At 37.7% G+C, this 16,516-nt stretch carries 13 protein-coding genes; 9 read left to right on the top strand and 4 right to left on the bottom strand.

What is annotated here, in order from left to right:
• The first annotated feature begins 7 nt into the window (after positions 1-7).
• Entirely contained in the window at positions 8-1,396 is a 1,389-nt protein-coding gene (locus G558_RS0101145; protein ID WP_028828512.1) for a TldD/PmbA family protein, read from the top strand.
• On the top strand, positions 1,396-2,736 hold the full coding sequence (locus G558_RS0101140; protein WP_028828511.1) for a TldD/PmbA family protein: 1,341 nt from the start codon (positions 1,396-1,398) through the stop codon (positions 2,734-2,736). The genes G558_RS0101145 and G558_RS0101140 overlap by 1 nt, the downstream gene beginning before the upstream one ends.
• Positions 2,737-2,915: 179 nt before the next feature.
• Here the strand turns inward: G558_RS0101140 and carB are convergent, their stop codons facing one another.
• The 4 genes from carB to G558_RS0101120 form a co-directional block, all read right to left on the bottom strand.
• The gene (gene carB / locus G558_RS0101135; RefSeq protein ID WP_028828510.1) at positions 2,916-6,125 is read right to left on the bottom strand and encodes a carbamoyl-phosphate synthase large subunit; all 3,210 of its coding nucleotides are present in this window, start codon (positions 6,123-6,125) and stop codon (positions 2,916-2,918) included.
• A gap of 24 nt (positions 6,126-6,149) precedes the next feature.
• Entirely contained in the window at positions 6,150-7,205 is a 1,056-nt protein-coding gene (gene carA / locus G558_RS0101130) for a glutamine-hydrolyzing carbamoyl-phosphate synthase small subunit (protein ID WP_028828509.1), read from the bottom strand.
• Positions 7,206-7,618: 413 nt separating this feature from the next.
• Positions 7,619-8,506 carry a YihY/virulence factor BrkB family protein gene (locus G558_RS0101125; RefSeq protein ID WP_028828508.1) on the bottom strand — a complete coding sequence of 296 codons (888 nt, stop codon included), beginning with the start codon at positions 8,504-8,506 and terminating at the stop codon, positions 7,619-7,621.
• Positions 8,506-10,302 carry an Rqc2 family fibronectin-binding protein gene (locus tag G558_RS0101120; protein ID WP_028828507.1) on the bottom strand — a complete coding sequence of 599 codons (1,797 nt, stop codon included), beginning with the start codon at positions 10,300-10,302 and terminating at the stop codon, positions 8,506-8,508. The genes G558_RS0101125 and G558_RS0101120 overlap by 1 nt, the downstream gene beginning before the upstream one ends.
• 132 nt (positions 10,303-10,434) lie before the next feature.
• Between G558_RS0101120 and G558_RS0101115 the strand changes: the two genes are divergently transcribed.
• From G558_RS0101115 to def, 7 genes are all read left to right on the top strand, one after another.
• Entirely contained in the window at positions 10,435-11,319 is an 885-nt protein-coding gene (locus G558_RS0101115; RefSeq protein ID WP_028828506.1) for a YicC/YloC family endoribonuclease, read from the top strand.
• 15 nt (positions 11,320-11,334) lie between these two features.
• Positions 11,335-11,610, top strand: coding sequence for a DUF370 domain-containing protein (locus G558_RS0101110; protein ID WP_028828505.1), 276 nt, complete (start codon positions 11,335-11,337; stop codon positions 11,608-11,610).
• Positions 11,603-12,217, top strand: a complete 615-nt coding sequence (gene gmk / locus G558_RS0101105) for a guanylate kinase (protein ID WP_028828504.1) — start codon at positions 11,603-11,605, stop codon at positions 12,215-12,217. The genes G558_RS0101110 and gmk overlap by 8 nt, the downstream gene beginning before the upstream one ends.
• Positions 12,217-12,477, top strand: coding sequence for a DNA-directed RNA polymerase subunit omega (gene rpoZ, locus G558_RS12030; RefSeq protein ID WP_036931356.1), 261 nt, complete (start codon positions 12,217-12,219; stop codon positions 12,475-12,477). The genes gmk and rpoZ overlap by 1 nt, the downstream gene beginning before the upstream one ends.
• 1 nt (position 12,478) lies before the next feature.
• Entirely contained in the window at positions 12,479-13,693 is a 1,215-nt protein-coding gene (gene coaBC, locus G558_RS0101095) for a bifunctional phosphopantothenoylcysteine decarboxylase/phosphopantothenate--cysteine ligase CoaBC (protein ID WP_028828503.1), read from the top strand.
• 72 nt (positions 13,694-13,765) lie between these two features.
• On the top strand, positions 13,766-16,021 hold the full coding sequence (gene priA / locus G558_RS0101090; protein WP_051188385.1) for a replication restart helicase PriA: 2,256 nt from the start codon (positions 13,766-13,768) through the stop codon (positions 16,019-16,021).
• 16 nt (positions 16,022-16,037) lie between these two features.
• On the top strand, positions 16,038-16,505 hold the full coding sequence (gene def, locus G558_RS0101085; RefSeq protein WP_028828501.1) for a peptide deformylase: 468 nt from the start codon (positions 16,038-16,040) through the stop codon (positions 16,503-16,505).
• The last annotated feature ends 11 nt before the right edge of the window (positions 16,506-16,516 follow it).

The raw sequence follows: 16,516 nt of genomic DNA, 5'->3' as shown, positions 1-16,516 counted from the left end.
GAAAATTATGCTGGACAAAAATATTGTAAATGATGTGCTTATGGCGGCACTGTCTTACGGAGGAGATTTTGCAGAAGTTTTTGCAGAAGACAGATTTGACACGGCTATCGGCATGATAGAAGGAAGGGTAGAAAGATCTTTGGCGGGCAGGACGGCAGGAGTGGGAATACGGATTTTTAATGGATTTAACAGCGTTTATACCTATACCAACAAAATGGATAGAGAAACACTGATAAAACTTGCGCAAAGTGCATCAAAATCTCTGAAATCAGTTCCTCTTGATCTTAAGATAGACTTTGTAATGGAAGAAGCGAGTGTATACCATCCCGTAATAATAATGCCGCAGACAATTGAAAAATCAATCAAGGCTGAAATGATGAGAAACGCTCACAAAGCAGCATCGGATTATGATTCCTCAATAAGTCAGGTAAGAGTAAACTATCTTGATTTTACGCAAAATGTTCTTATCGCAAATTCTGAGGGCAAATTTGTAAAGGAGCAGAGAAGCAGAACCCGCTTCGTAATAAACGCAGTAGCACAAAGAAATGGGAAGATGGAACAGGGGATGATTGGAAAAGGCTCCGGAAAAGGCTTCGAGCTGTATGATGATATAAATGTAGAGGACATGGCAAGAGAAGCAGCTAGGATAGCAGTAACCATGACTGGGGCAAGGCCAGCACCAAGCGGAAGATTTCCAGTTGTAATAGACAATAAATTTGGCGGAGTTATATTTCATGAGGCCTGTGGACACGGTCTTGAGGCGACTTCGGTAGCAAAGAACAACTCGGTGTTTGCAGGAAAACTTGGAGAAAAAATTGCATCAGACGTAGTTACAGCGGTAGATGATGGTACAGTTCAAAATGAGTGGGGCTCATCTTCTTTTGATGATGAAGGCACTCAGACAGGAAGAAATGTCCTCATAGAAAACGGCATACTCAAAAACTATATGGTAGACAAGCTCAATGGAAGACGCATGAATATGGGTCCAACGGGTTCATCCAGGAGAGAATCATATAAATTTGCACCCACTTCACGCATGACTAACACATACATCCTTAATGGAAACAGCCGATTTGAAGATATGATAGCCTCGATAGATAACGGAATATATGCCAAATATCTTGGAGGCGGGTCCGTGAACCCAACTACAGGAGAATTCAATTTTGCAACGCAAGAAGCGTATCTTGTTAAAAATGGAAAAATAGACGCACCGATTAAGGGAGCAACTCTCATTGGGACAGGTCTTGAAATACTGAAAAAAATTGAAATGGTAGGGGACAATTTTGATTCGGGTGAGGGGATGTGTGGTTCGGTAAGTGGATCTATTCCAGCAGGACTGGGGCAGCCGGCAATAAAAGTGTCTGATATAACTGTTGGTGGAAAAGGAGATTTATAATGCAATCACGTATAGAAAAACTCTTTAATAAAGGCGCAACAAGGGGATTTGAAGATCAGGAAGTGTATTATGAATCCGAGGAAAGTCTTAGAATCTCTGTTTATCAGGGTCAGGTAGAAAAATTTAATATGTCTGATCAAGGTGGACTTTCTTATCGCGGAATAATTGATGGGAAAATGGGATATGCCTACACAGAAATTTTTGATGATAATGCCGTTGAAATGCTCGTAGATGAGGCATACTCAAATGCCATGATAATCGAATCCAAAGACAGAGTATTCCTTCATGATGGCAAGGGACCCTATGAAAATATGTCAGATGAAATAATCAAAGACGATATTTCGGTTGAAGATAAGATAAGATTTATGATTGAACTTGAAAAAGGAATCCTTGAATCAGATGAGAGAATCGTAAGAATTTCTGGAAATTCATATTCTGAATCAGTTTTTACCAAACAGATAAAAAATACAAAAGGTCTCGACCTTAAGGAAACAAGAAAAATGATATACGCATATGCAGGAGTTGTTGCTAAGGAAGATAAGGACACAAGGACGGGAACTGGAGTCCATATGGCTGAAAGTTTCTCAGAGCTAAACATGGATGAGATAATAAAATCCGCTTCACAAGAAGCCCTTGGAATGCTTGGAGCACAGCCAATACCTTCTCTTGAGTGTCCGGTTGTATTTGAAAACGAGGCATTTGCTGATTTGTTTTCTCAGTTTTCAAATCACTTCAGTGCAGAGCAGGTACAAAAGAAACTCTCAGCCCTGTCAGGAAAACTTGATCTGCCAATAGCCTCTGAGCTTGTAAATATAATTGATGACCCACACCTTAAACTTGGGATGAGAACAACGGCATTTGACGCAGAGGGGATAGCGACTTATAAAAAGCCGATAATTGAAAATGGAATACTAAAAACATATCTCCACAACCTTAAGACGGCATATATAGACAAAGTAAAAACAACAGGAAATGCATCAAAAGGCTCGTATAAGAGCTCTGTTGAGATTGCACCTTTCAACATCTGTTTCATGCCCGGAAATTCTGATGTAGAAACTATGATCAGAGATATAAAAAAAGGGGTAAAGATAACAGGCGTGCAAGGACTCCACTCAGGAATAAATGTTGTCTCAGGTGATTTTTCACTTCAGTGTAATGGTTTCAGTATAGAAGATGGCCTTATTTCAAAACCTGTGAGCCAGATAACTGTATCAGGAAACTTTTTTGATCTGCTAAAAGACATAGACTGCGTAGCCGATGATTTTGTTGCATCACCTCTTTCAGGAGGAGCAGGATCACCAAGCGTGAGAGTATCAAAATTAAGCATATCGGGGTCATAGAGAAAGCATTATAATGTGGGTGTATGTTGACAACATACTCTTCAAATAGTATAATCCAAAATAGAATAATTTAGATTATACTATTTTTATATACAGGGAATACAGCAAAAGGAGAGGACTCGAAACAGTCGCTCTCCTTTTGCTGTGTATAAATTGTAATTTGGCTAATTTGTAGTTTTTTAGAATTTTGAAATATCAAATATTTCGAGTTTTTCTGGAGTGATTAGAAGCTTTTCAAATGAAAGGAAAGCTCTGAATGTATCGAGTGAAGTCATTACATCTATATTTCTCTCAATCGCGGCTCTTCTCATGTTAAAGCCGTCTCTTTTTGAGTCATTTCCCTTGGTAGGAGTATTTACAAGCAGGTGTACTTCCTTATTTTTTATAAGATCCATAAGGTTTGGACTATCTTCATTTATCCTGTTGACAGCTCTTGCCTTTATTCCGGCTGCCTTAAGTGAGTCAGCTGTACCTTGCGTAGATACAAAATTAAATCCAAGCTTATCCAGGTCTTTGGCAATCTCGATGAACTCATCCTTATCTTGATTGTTTATAGTTGCAAGGATTGTTTTACCTTTTTTACCTGTGTACATGTTGGCACCCACAAAGCCTTTGTAAAGAGCTTCTTCAAGAGTATTTCCAATACCTAATACTTCGCCTGTAGACTTCATTTCAGGTCCAAGGCTGATTTCTACGTTAGGGAGTTTTTGTGTTGAAAACACTGGAACTTTTACTGAAATAAGCTTGCTTTCCTTGTATATTCCAGTGCCATAATCCAAATCTTTCAATTTTGCGCCTAGCATTACTTTGGTAGCCAGTTCGACTATTGGCACTTTACTGACCTTTGATATATAAGGTACTGTTCTTGAAGCTCTTGGGTTTACCTCTATTACATAAAGCTTTTCATCAAGGCTTATAAACTGAATGTTTATCATACCTTTTATTCCTATTCCCAGTGCCAGTTTTTTTGTGTAATCTAAAATGTCGGCTTTAATTTTATCGCTCACATTTTGAGTTGGATACATTGTAATACTGTCTCCTGAGTGCACGCCAGCTCTTTCAAGGTGCTCCATTATTCCAGGTATCAGCACATCTTCTCCGTCTGAGATAGCATCTACCTCAAGTTCCATTCCCATAATATATTTATCTACAAGAACCGGATTCTTTTTGTCTTTTTTAAATGCATCAATAAGGTAGTGAGAAAGCTCTTCGTCAGAATGAGTGATCTCCATTCCCTGACCTCCCAGCACAAAAGATGGTCTTACAAGGATTGGATATCCCAGTCCGGATGCCACGCTTACTCCTTCTTGAACATTCCATACTGCCTTACCCTTAGGTCTTGCAATTCCAAGTTTTTCAAGAAGGGCATCAAATTGTTCTCTGTCTTCTGCAAGATCTATTTGATCTGAAGTAGTTCCAAGAGTAGGGATGTTTTTTTCTTTTAGGAACTTGGCAAGCTTTATGGCAGTTTGTCCGCCAAACTGAAGTATAACTCCATCCGGTTTTTCTTTATATATTATTTCAAGTACGTCTTCTTCTGTAAGCGGTTCAAAGTAAAGCTTATCAGATATATTAAAATCGGTACTTACAGTTTCTGGGTTGTTGTTTATTATTATAGTTTCGATACCCATTTTTCTAAGCGCCATTACGCAGTGAACTGAGGCATAGTCAAATTCGATTCCCTGACCGATTCTTATTGGTCCTGAACCAAGTACGATTACTTTCTTTTTATCAGATACTTCAACCTCGTCATACTGCTCATATGTTGAGTAATAGTAAGGAGACATTGCTTCAAATTCTCCGGCGCAGGTATCTACCATCTTAAAGGCCGGATTTATATCCCAGATGTTTCTTAATTTGTAAACTTGGTCTGGAGAAACTTTGAGCATGTCACTTATAGCCTTGTCTGAGAATCCATGTTTCTTTAGATTAAGCAGCCACTCTTTGTCAAGATCAGCAAGCTTGCTCAGTTTAAGTCTTTGCTCCTCGTTTATTATCCATTTGAATTTTTCAAGATAGAAGGGATCTATGCCAGTGATTTTTGAGATTTTGTCCATTCTGTAATCGCGTCTTATTATCTCCGCAAGTGCAAATATTCTTTCATCATCTGGAGAAATCACTTTGGCCTTAAGTTGTGCTAGTGAGTAGTCTTTGAATTTTGGATGTTCCATTGAGAATTTATTCAGTTCCAAGGATCTGATTCCTTTTAGAAATGCTGCTTCAAAGTTGGATCCGATTGCCATAACCTCACCAGTTGCCATCATCTTTGTTCCAAGTTCTCTGTCCGCAAGATAGAACTTGTCAAAAGGCCATTTAGGTATTTTTACGACAACGTAGTCAAGCGAGGGCTCAAAACAGGCATAAGTCTTTTGAGTAACGGCATTTTTTATTTCATCAAGTCCGTATCCAAGAGCAATCTTTGCAGCTACTTTTGCTATAGGGTATCCTGTAGCCTTTGAAGCAAGCGCCGATGAACGTGATACCCTTGGGTTTATTTCGATTACAGCATATTCAAATGAATTGGGGTTGAGAGCAAACTGAACATTGCAACCACCTTCTATGCCTACAGCTTCAAGGATTTTAAAGGATGAAGTTCTGAGCATCTGATATTCTTTGTCTGAAAGAGTCTGGCTTGGAGCAACCACTATAGAGTCCCCTGTGTGAATTCCAACCGGGTCTATGTTTTCCATGTTACATACTGTTATGCAGTTTCCCTTGATGTCACGCATAACCTCGTACTCGACTTCTTTCCAGCCTTTGACGCTTTTTTCAAGAAGCACCTGTCCAATAGTGCTCAGCATTAGTCCAGACGCCAAAATAGTTCTCAGGGCATCTTCATTTTCTGCGATTCCACCTCCTGAACCTCCAAGTGTGTAGGCAGGCCTTACTATAACAGGATAGCCTGACTTTGCTGCCCACCTGAGCCCAGACTCAAGATCTGTTATAATCTCACTTTCGATGACCGGCTGATTTATTTCCTTCATCATATTTCTGAAGAGTTCTCTGTCCTCGCCTTTTTTGATAGCATCTATAGAAGTTCCTATTACATTAACATTATATTTTTCAAGTATCCCGTTGTCATGCAGATCTACTGCCATGTTTAGTCCCGTTTGGCCACCCATTCCGGCAAGCAGTGAATCTGGTCTTTCTTTTGCTATTATCATTTCAACGAACTCCAGAGTTATGGGTTCTATATATATTTTATCTGCTATTTCTCTATCAGTCATAATTGTGGCAGGGTTTGAGTTTACAAGCACTACCTCTATACCTTCTTCTTTAAGCGACTGGCAGGCCTGAGTGCCTGAGTAGTCAAATTCGGCGGCCTGACCTATGATGATGGGACCAGAACCTATAACAAGTACTTTTTTGATAGCTTTATTTAATGGCATATTAATCCTCCTTGAATAAAATAATTACAGTGAATACTTTAGAAATTCATCGAATATATACTCGCTGTCTACAGGCCCTGGGCTTGCTTCTGGGTGAAACTGAACCGAAAACACAGGCATTGTCTTATGTCTCATACCCTCTATAGTGTCATCGTTCATGCTCACATGAGTTATTTCAAAGTTTTCAGGAAGCTCAGTGACATAGTAGCCGTGGTTTTGAGATGTTATATGAACTCTATCCATAAATATATCTTTTACCGGATGATTGCATCCTCTGTGTCCAAATTTGAGTTTACCGGTAGCTCCTCCAAATGCGATTGAAAGAAGCTGATGGCCAAGGCATATCCCAACTACTGGCTTGATTGCAACCATTTTTCTTATCTCTTCTATGGCCTCAGACATATCAGCAGGATCTCCAGGGCCGTTTGAAAGAAAGATAAGGTCTGGATCAGCTGAAAGTACCTGGTCGGCGGTTGCGTTGTATGGGAAAACAGTAAGCTCACAACCGCGGCTAATGAAATTTCTCAAAATACTTGTCTTAATTCCATAATCTAAAACTGCAATTTTTTTACCCTTGCCAGGGATCTTGTGTATTTCTTTAGTTGAAACTTTTGAAACTGCATCTCTATTTGAGAAAACATTGAGTTTTTCTTTAATTTCATCTTCGCTGTAGGTGGAATTTTCAAGAACTATTATGCCTTTCATAGTTCCGGCATTTCTAAGCAGCTTTGTAAGTGCTCTTGTATCTATTCCCTCAAGTCCCATTATCTTGTTAGATTCGAGATAAGTATCAAGTTCAAGCTCGCACCTGAAGTTGTTTGGGTAATTTGATTTTTCTCTTACTATAAAACCCCTTACCTTTGGTGAAGAAGACTCTGTGTCTTCAAGATTTATGCCATAATTACCTATGAGCGGATAGGTCATAGTAACTATCTGGCCATAGTAGGATGGGTCTGTTAAAACTTCTTGATATCCTGTCATACCTGTATTAAAGACTACTTCGCCTGTGCATTCGTGCAGGTATCCAAAGGCCTTGCCTTCAAAAACCACGTTATTTTCCAGAATCAGTTTTGCTTTCATAGTTTCCTCCAAATTCAATTATTATTACGGGATATAATAAAAAAAACAGAAATAAGCTTTTTACAAAATTTGCAAAAAGTTACCTCTGTTTATTGTATCAATGTATGAAGAAAAGTTTTTACATGCGCAAAAACCAATCACTTTTGTATTTACAAAAGAAATCATCATTTTATCTATCCCTTTCTGGCCTCTCTGGACCAAATTAAAGTATGATTTATCTTGAGATAATTATATCCAAGAATCTGATTAAAGTCAATATAAAAAAATAACCACGAGAATTAGGGAATAGGGAGTCCTCTCGTGGCTATAAAAAGAGAAGAGATCGGGAAATCTCTCTAAAACATTTATAACCAATTTTGTCAACATTAAACAATATATACCAATAAAATTAAAATGTGTCAATAAAGGGGAAACTACTTTACATCAAATTCATAATTTCCTATGCTTCTATGGTAAAGTATGTGGATCAGCTCCCCGCCGAGCACGATGATAATTCCTGAAAAATAAAGGTACAAAAGAAGTAGCATTACTGTGCCTAAGGAACCATAGATTATGGTGTGTTTTGAAAAGTTGTTGACATAATAAGCAAATCCAAGTGACATTGTCAGTAGTGAAATCATGGTAAAAAGAGTTCCTGTGACATTGTACCTGCGAGGAATTCTCTCTACCGGGATTATGAAATAGACCAGATACAGGGTCAAAAACAATGTACTAAGAGACACAGACCACCTGAATATTGTCCATGCCTGAAGAGAGATGGTGTCTAGTCTGAAAAACTCAAGTATGTCATAAAAAAGGGGTTTCCCAACAGTTATGAGTACAAGGGATAAAATAAGTGCAAAAACAAGGGACAATGTGCCTACAAAAGCAAGTATCTGTTTTTGAATATTGTTAGCGAGCACATCTACCCGGTATGCCTTATTAAGAGCATAGATGATAGAAGTCAGAGCTTTTGATGCAATAAAGACAGATGATATTGCACTGAATGTAAATATCCCTGTGCTTTTTGTGTCAGATGCATACTGGAGATAATCAAAAACTATGTCCAAAACGTTTGGGGGCAAAAACTCTGAAAGCACAAATGAAAGCTCTGCAGTATCTATATATAATATACCCACAATCTGGCTTATCAGCATAAGCATAGGAAAGATGGACAGTATAAAGAAATATGCAAGCTGGCCTCCAAGCTGACTTAGGTTATCGTCTGTATATCTACCGTAAAGAGCTTTGACAGCATAAAAGACCACTGGATCATCCTTATGCGGGTACATGTATTTAAAAGAAAAATTGTTTTTTTTCATTAAGTCACCTCATTTTTATCCTCGTGTTTTTTCATAAGCTTATATACGAGTTCTTCATCTGGTGTCACATATAGAGTTCCGTAGTCGTCGTATATAACCAGGCCCGGTTTGGCCCCATTGGGCTTTTTGACATTTTTTCTCTGGGTATAGTCCACAGGAACCTGAGATGAAGTTCTGGCTTTACTGTAATATGCGGCAAGTCTTGCAGCTTCATAAAGAGCCTCTTCAGATACATCATCAAGGTTTTGCTTTATTATTACATGAGATCCGGGTATGTTCTTAGTGTGAAGCCATACATCGTCTGGTCTGGACATTTTAAGTGTAAGTTTGTCGTTTTGCGTATTGTTTTTTCCTACAAAAATCTTAGTTCCGTCAGAGGCAATAAATTCCATGGGTTCTGAGGCTTTATCTTTTTTATTTTTTTTGCCTTCTGTTTTTGAAAAACTGTAATAACCTTCTTTTACAAGTTCTTCTTTAATTTCTTCAATAGAATCAAGGCTCGTGCAGTTATTTATAGATACCATTACATTATCAAGATAGTCCATTTCGCTTCGAGTATGTTCAATTTGTGTGCCCAGCTCCTTGATGCGGTTTTTGGATTTGTTGTATTTCTTGTAAGAAGCCTGGATGTTTTCAGATGGAGTAAGGTGCTCGTCAAGAGGGATTGTTACTTGAGGAGTATTTTCGTCAAAGTAGTCGATTACGGTTACTTGCTTCATACCCTTTTGGAGCATATATATATTTGCCTTAAGAAGTTCACCGGTCTTTGAATACTTGTCGAGCTCATAGGCTTTACTTAGTTCTTCTGTTTGTTTTTCGAGTTTGCTGCTTACCCTGTCCAGTTTTATCTGTATGGATTTTTTGAGTCCTGAAGACCTTTGATGTATCCTTTCATAAAGATCCTTGAGAGCAAAATATTGCTCACATATCTCGCTTATGCTCTCACTTGGCTCGATTTTGTAGTCCTTCATGTTAGTCAGTAATATAGAAGAAAATTCTACTGGAGTATTGAGTCGCTTATCCATTACTATATTTGGGTAGAAATTATTATCAGATACATCATTAAAAAGCTTGTCAAAACAGTTTTTAAGAGTTTCAAAGCTAGAGTCAGTAAGTTCATAAGTTGAAAGAGAATAGTCAATGGATGAGCGGAAACATATTTCTTTAGCGACAATAGGGCTGATCCCTTCAAAATTCCCATAGATGGCTTTAAATATCTGGGTATCTTTATTTTTCAACACAGAAACAAAATCGACCAGACTTATATTTATAAGGGGGTTTTTCTTGTTCTGCTCAGGCGGAAGAGTAAATTCTCTGTTAGGGAGAACCTCTCTGACTGAGCTCATTAAAAGAGAAACTCTTTTTATTGAATCTATAACCTTGTTCGTTTCAGCATCCACGAGTATTATATTACTGTGCTTACCCATCATTTCTATTATTAAAAGCTTTTCACTAAGAACCCTCATCTCATCATAAGCCTCGATTTTTATAGTAACAGAGCGGTCAAATCCATTTTGAGAAACCGACATGATCCTGCCTCCGCCTATATGTTTTCTCAGTATCATGAGGAACATAGGAGCCTTCATGGGATTCTCTTTTTTATATTCTTTTACCAGATAAATTCTTGGATTAGCGCTGTTTGCGCTCATTAGGAGCTTGTAATTTTTTTGATTGTTTCTGATAGACAGAAGTATTTCATCATTTTCTGCCTGACCTATCTTATCTATCTTACCGCCTACGAGTGAAGCATTGAGTTCGTGCGCAGCAGCATGAAGTGTTAATCCGTCTAATGGCATTGTTTTCACCTTTTTCCTGTTTTTAGTTTATTTTACCACAATTAATGTAATATGAACTTTATTTTTTTGCAAAAAGAAGGTATAATAGAAAGTAATGTAAATTTATAATATTGCCTGGGAAAGTGGGAAGAGATGACAATCAGCATGACTGGCTACGGAAGAGGAGAATATCTTGATGAAAGATATCACTTTACCGTAGAAGCGAAGAGTGTGAATAACAGATATCTGGATATTCAAGTAAAGTTACCAAGAAAAATTGCATATCTGGAGGAATATATCAAGCAGAGTTTTAAAAAATATGCTACCAGAGGTAAAGTGGATATATTCGTGAAACTTGAACTTGGAAGTGAGAGTGACACAAAAGTCAGTTTTGACAAAGCTCTTGTAAAAAATTATTATGAGATTCTTACAGGAATCGAAGAAGTTACAGGAGCCTCCAGCCAGGTACGTGCAGTTGATCTCGCAAAATTTCAGGATGTTGTAAGACTTGAAGAAAAAGAGATAGATCAAAATGAAATAAAAAAGTGTCTTGATAAGGCAATGGAACCAGCATTTATAAGCTTCAGGGAAATGCGAGGCGTAGAGGGTGAAAAGCTAAAGGAAGATATCCTTCAAAGATGCACACTTTTGGAAACATATTTTGAAAAAATTGAACAACTGAGTGAGAACATAGAATTTGAATATCATCAGAAACTTGTTGCAAGACTTTCGGATATGCTCAAGAATATGGGACAAAATATCGATGACCAGAGAGTGGTTCAAGAAGCCGCAATACTTGCAGACAAATCCAATGTAACAGAAGAAATAGTAAGATTTAAGAGCCATATTATACAGCTGAAAGAAACTGTAGAAGGTGAAGAATCTGTAGGAAGAAAAATGGACTTTATACTTCAGGAAATGAACAGAGAAGTAAATACTATCGGATCTAAATCTTCAAAAATAGAAATCACAAACGTCGTAGTAGATTTAAAATGCGAACTTGAAAAAATAAGAGAGCAGATACAAAATATTGAATAATTGCAGAGGGAAAAAATGAGCTTAGTAAATATAGGATTTGGAAATACTGTTAATGCCAGAAGGATAATAGCAATAGTGAGTCCTGATTCGGCGCCTATAAAAAGAATAATAGAAGAAGCCAAGAACACTAAGAAGCTCATTGATGCAACTTATGGACGTAGAACAAGGGCAGTTATAATAATTGATAGTTATCACGTAATACTTTCATCGCATAACCCTGAGACCTTGGGTCATAGATTTGACAACAGGGAAAACTGTAATGAAAAGATAAAGGGAGAATATAATGGATAGGAAAGGTCTTTTGCTTGTACTTTCAGGACCATCAGGAGCTGGAAAAGGCACTATATGTGAAAGCTTCATGAAGAAAAACAAAGATGTCAGACTATCTGTTTCAACTACCACCAGGAAAATGAGAACTGGTGAAGTTGACGGAATCAGCTATAATTTCATATCAAAAGATGAATTTGAAAAATCACTCAAAGAAGATGGTTTTTTAGAACATGTTCATGTATTTGGAAACTACTATGGAACGCCAAAGAGTGTAGTGGAAGAAAATATAAACAAAGGAATAAACGTCTTGCTTGAAATCGAAATTGTGGGTGCTATGCAGATAAAGGAAGAATACCCAGACGCAGTGCTCATATTTGTACTTCCTCCAACCATATGCGAACTTGAAAAAAGAATCGTAAAGAGGGGGACTGAAACAGATGACCAGATTAAGGACAGGCTCTCAAGAGCACTGAGTGAGATAAGAAAAATAGATGAATACTCATATTTTATTATAAATAAAGATGTAGACGAAGCTGTAGATTATATGGAAAGTATAATTAAAGCCGAAAAAAGCAATGTTAAGAGGTACAGTCAACAGATTATCAACTTATACCAGGAGGAAAAATAATGTTATATCCATCAATAAACGATTTATTAGAAATATCAGACAGCAGATATGTGCTTGTGAACCAGGTGTCAAAAAGAGCGAGACAAATAGTTGAAGGCAGTGATGCTCTTGTAAAGACAATAGATATCAAGCCTGTTTCTATAGCAACTCAGGAAGTTTTTGAAAAAAAGATAGGATATAGCAGTTCATACACTATGGAGATGGAGCAGCAGGATTACGAAGACAAATGTAATGCTTTCAACAATCTGATGGGAGAGTAATATGAAATATAATGTGGTATTGGGAGTGACAGGGGGAATAGCTGCATACAAGGCATGCGATATAGTTTCCAGGCTCACAAAAAAAGAGGTCAACGTAGATGTTATAATGACGAGGAGCGCGACAGAGTTTGTCGGTCCAGTAACGCTTCAGAGTCTTTCTAAAAATAAAGTAGTGACTGACATGTTCGATACGAATTTTTACTGGGATATAGAACACATTTCTCTTGCAAAAAAAGCAGATGTGTTCCTTATAGCACCGGCTACCGCAAACATAATTGGTAAAATGGCAAACGGGATAGCTGATGATATGCTCAGCACGACCCTTATGGCAACAAAATCAAAAATCATAATGGCTCCAGCTATGAATACTGTAATGTACGAAAGTCCGGCTGTTCAGGAAAATATCCAAAAACTGATGCAGCGAGGAGTAATATTTATTGAACCTCTGGAAGGCTTGCTAGCCTGTAATGATATAGGAAAAGGCAAGATGCAAGATCCAGAGACTATAGTAGATACTGTAATCCACCATCTTACACTTACAAATGACCTTGAGGGCAAAAAGGTGCTCGTAACAGCAGGACCTACTATTGAAGTTATAGATCCGGTGAGATATATAACCAACAGATCTTCTGGGAAAATGGGGTATCAGGTTGCAAGAGAAGCCGTAAGAAGAGGGGCTAAGGTCACCTTGATATCAGGAAAAACATCGGAAAAAATTCCATATGGAATATCAGAATTTATAAGCATAGAATCTGCAGAAGATATGTATCAGGCTGTCATAACAAGGGCTGCTGAAATGGATATAATAATAAAATCAGCAGCAGTAGCAGACTACACCCCATCACAAAAATCTCAAAGTAAGATAAAAAAGAGTGAAGGCGATATGAGTATAGAGCTTGAAAGAACCCACGATATACTCTTTGAAACAGGTCAGCAAAAAAGAAAAAACCAGATACTGGTTGGATTTGCAGCAGAGACCGACCATATACTCAAAAATGCTATATCCAAGATGGAACGCAAAAATCTTGACCTTATTGTTGCAAATGATGTAAAAAAAGAAGGTGCAGGTTTTGGAGTGGATACTAACATAGTTAACATAATAGACCGCGATGGGTCTGTAACAGAGCTTCCACTCATGGATAAAAGTATGGTTGCCAAAAGTTTGTTTGACAAAATAATGGAGCTGTATGACGACAGCAGAGACGACCGAAAATAAATACACATAAGAATAAAGAGAGGACACTGATAATAAAAGTGCCCTCTTTCGAACATATTAAGGAGAATTTCAATGTCAGACACAATGATGAATACTGAAGTCGAAATAATCATAAAACATAAATCCAGATACGTAGACAGAGTCTTTAACTATCTGGCGCCTTCTGACATAAAACCAGGCCAAAGAGTAGATGTTCCTTTTGGCAAGGGGAACAAGATACACGAAGCACTTGTAATAAATATACCAGACCAGTCTTCTGAAACAAAAAACACCAAGGAGATTGTACTCAAGCAGATAGCAGGAATAAAAGAAGACGTGCCTCTCATAAGCCCAGAAGCACTTAAAATTGCGATTTGGATAAAAGAACAATATATGTGCAGTATGTTTGAGGCGGTTTCACTCTTTTTCCCAAAAGCAGAAAAAACCTCGCTTAAATATAAGCGAATACTTGTACCATTGCTAAGCTTGGAACAATTGGAGATATACAAAGGCGCTCAGAGGAAAAATGCAAAAAACAAAATTCTTTTAATTGAAGAGCTGATCAAAGGGCCTGTAGACATAATGGAAATACAAGAAAAAAACAAAGTAATACTGAGTCAGCCAATAAAGCAGCTGGTAGAAGACGGCATTGCACAGCTTGAAAAAAAACTCCAATATAGAAGGCCAGAAGAAAACTATAAACTTAAGAGCAAGAAAACTACTCTTACAAAAGAGCAGGAAAATGTGTATTTAGAAATTACGCAAAATCTCTACAACAAGAAACCAAAGTTACTTTTTGGTATAACAGGTTCGGGAAAAACTGAAATATACATCAGGCTTATAGCAGATGCACTTGAAAATGAAAAATCAGTAATACTTCTGGTTCCAGAAATTTCACTTACTCCCCAGACTATAGCGCGTTTTAGAAATATATTTGGAGACACCATTGCCATAATGCACAGTCATCTGAGTGAAGGCGAAAAAAAAGACCAGTGGGCTATAATAGAGAGCGGAGAGGCCCAGATAGTAATTGGTGCAAGGTCGGCTATTTTCTCACCCCTTAAAAATCTGGGACTCATAATAATTGATGAATGTCATGATGATGCATATAAATCCGAGCAAAACCCCAAGTATGACACTGTCCAAGTGGCTGAAAAAATAGCTGAGTACACAGGTGCAACAGTTGTTTTAGGGAGCGCTACCCCAACCATAGAACAATATTACAAAGCAGCTTGCAAAGAATATGACCTGGTAAAACTTACCAGCAGGGTTAATGCTACTTTGCCTGAAATACAGATAACAGATACTATGGATGAACTTAGAAGTGGCAATACATCACTTATAAATCAGCATATAAAAGAAGAAATTCAAAATGAGATAGACCGCGGTAAACAGGTGATAGTATTTCTAAACAAAAGAGGATTTGCAACGAGCCTCACATGTACAGACTGCGCTCATACACCAAAGTGCCCGGACTGTGATATAACTCTCAACTACCATAAAAATGGAAACAAGCTCATGTGTCACTACTGCGGATATAGCAAAACTTATGATGGAATATGCAGTGAGTGCAGTGGAAGTAAAATGAAAGAAACTGGAATGGGAACGCAAAAAGTAGAAGAAGACATAAAAAAATCCATTGTCGGTGCAAAAACGGTAAGGCTTGATAAGGACACTACGACAAGAAAAGGTGAATATGAGAGACTACTCATGGAATTCAAAGACACCAATGCCAATATTTTAATAGGGACTCAAATGATAAGCAAAGGCCTGGATTTTGAAGATGTGACTTTGGTTGTAGTCCTGAATGCAGACCAGAGCCTGAGATTTCCAGATTACAGGAGCTATGAAAAAACATTTTCCATGGTATCTCAGGTTGCTGGCAGAGCAGGCAGAGGAGAACACAAGGGAAAGGTAATTGTACAGACCGTAGAGAAAGACCATGAAATATTTGAATTTATAAAGAACAATGACTACGAGGGGCTTTATGAAATCGAGATAAGAGCCAGAAAAGATTTTGGATATCCTCCATTTGGAAGTATTGTAAGAATCGTATCAAGCAGCCCCAATATGGGGAAAGCAGCAAATACAGCAGAAAAAATTAAAGATGCAATAAATTTTTATGCAGGCAAAAGAGGAGCGGAATTTATTCCTCTGGGTCCTACGCCCTGCATAATACAAAAGATAGAAAAAAAATACAGATGGCAACTCTTTTATAAGACAAGTAAAGAAAATGAAATATATCTGCTAAAAAGTATAATAAACTTTATTTTATCTGAAAAAAGAAGTATAATTATAGATGACGATACATTTGTATCGGTAGATGTAAACCCTAAAAATATGATGTAATTTTCGGGAGGAAAATATGGCAATAAGAACAATAAGGCATGACGGAGACGATGTGCTTAGAAAAAAATCAAAAAAAGTAGAAGAAATAACACCTAAAATAAAAGAACTTATTGAAGATATGATAGATACCATGTATGAAGCAGATGGAGTAGGCCTTGCTGCGCCACAGGTAGGGGTTCTCAGAAGAATATTCGTTATCGATGTAGGAGACGGACCTGTAGTTTGTATCAACCCAGAAATACTTGAAACCAAAGGCTCGCAGACAGACGACGAAGGATGCCTTAGCCTTCCGGGATACTATGCACCGGTATGCAGGCCAAATTACGTAAAGTTCAAGTTCTTCAACGAAGACATGCAAGAATGCGTAATGGAAGGAGAAGACCTGTTTGCAAGAGCAGTGCTTCACGAGCATGATCACCTGAACGGAATACTTTTTAAAGACAGAGTACAAAAAGAAACGACAGACAAAGAAAAATCAGAATAAAAGTATATGCT

The organism is Proteocatella sphenisci DSM 23131, assembly GCF_000423525.1.
GTDB classification, from domain to species: Bacteria; Bacillota; Clostridia; order Peptostreptococcales; family Filifactoraceae; genus Proteocatella; species Proteocatella sphenisci.
Note: the sequence above shows the minus strand (reverse complement) of the source record. Positions and strands in the feature narration are given on the sequence as shown.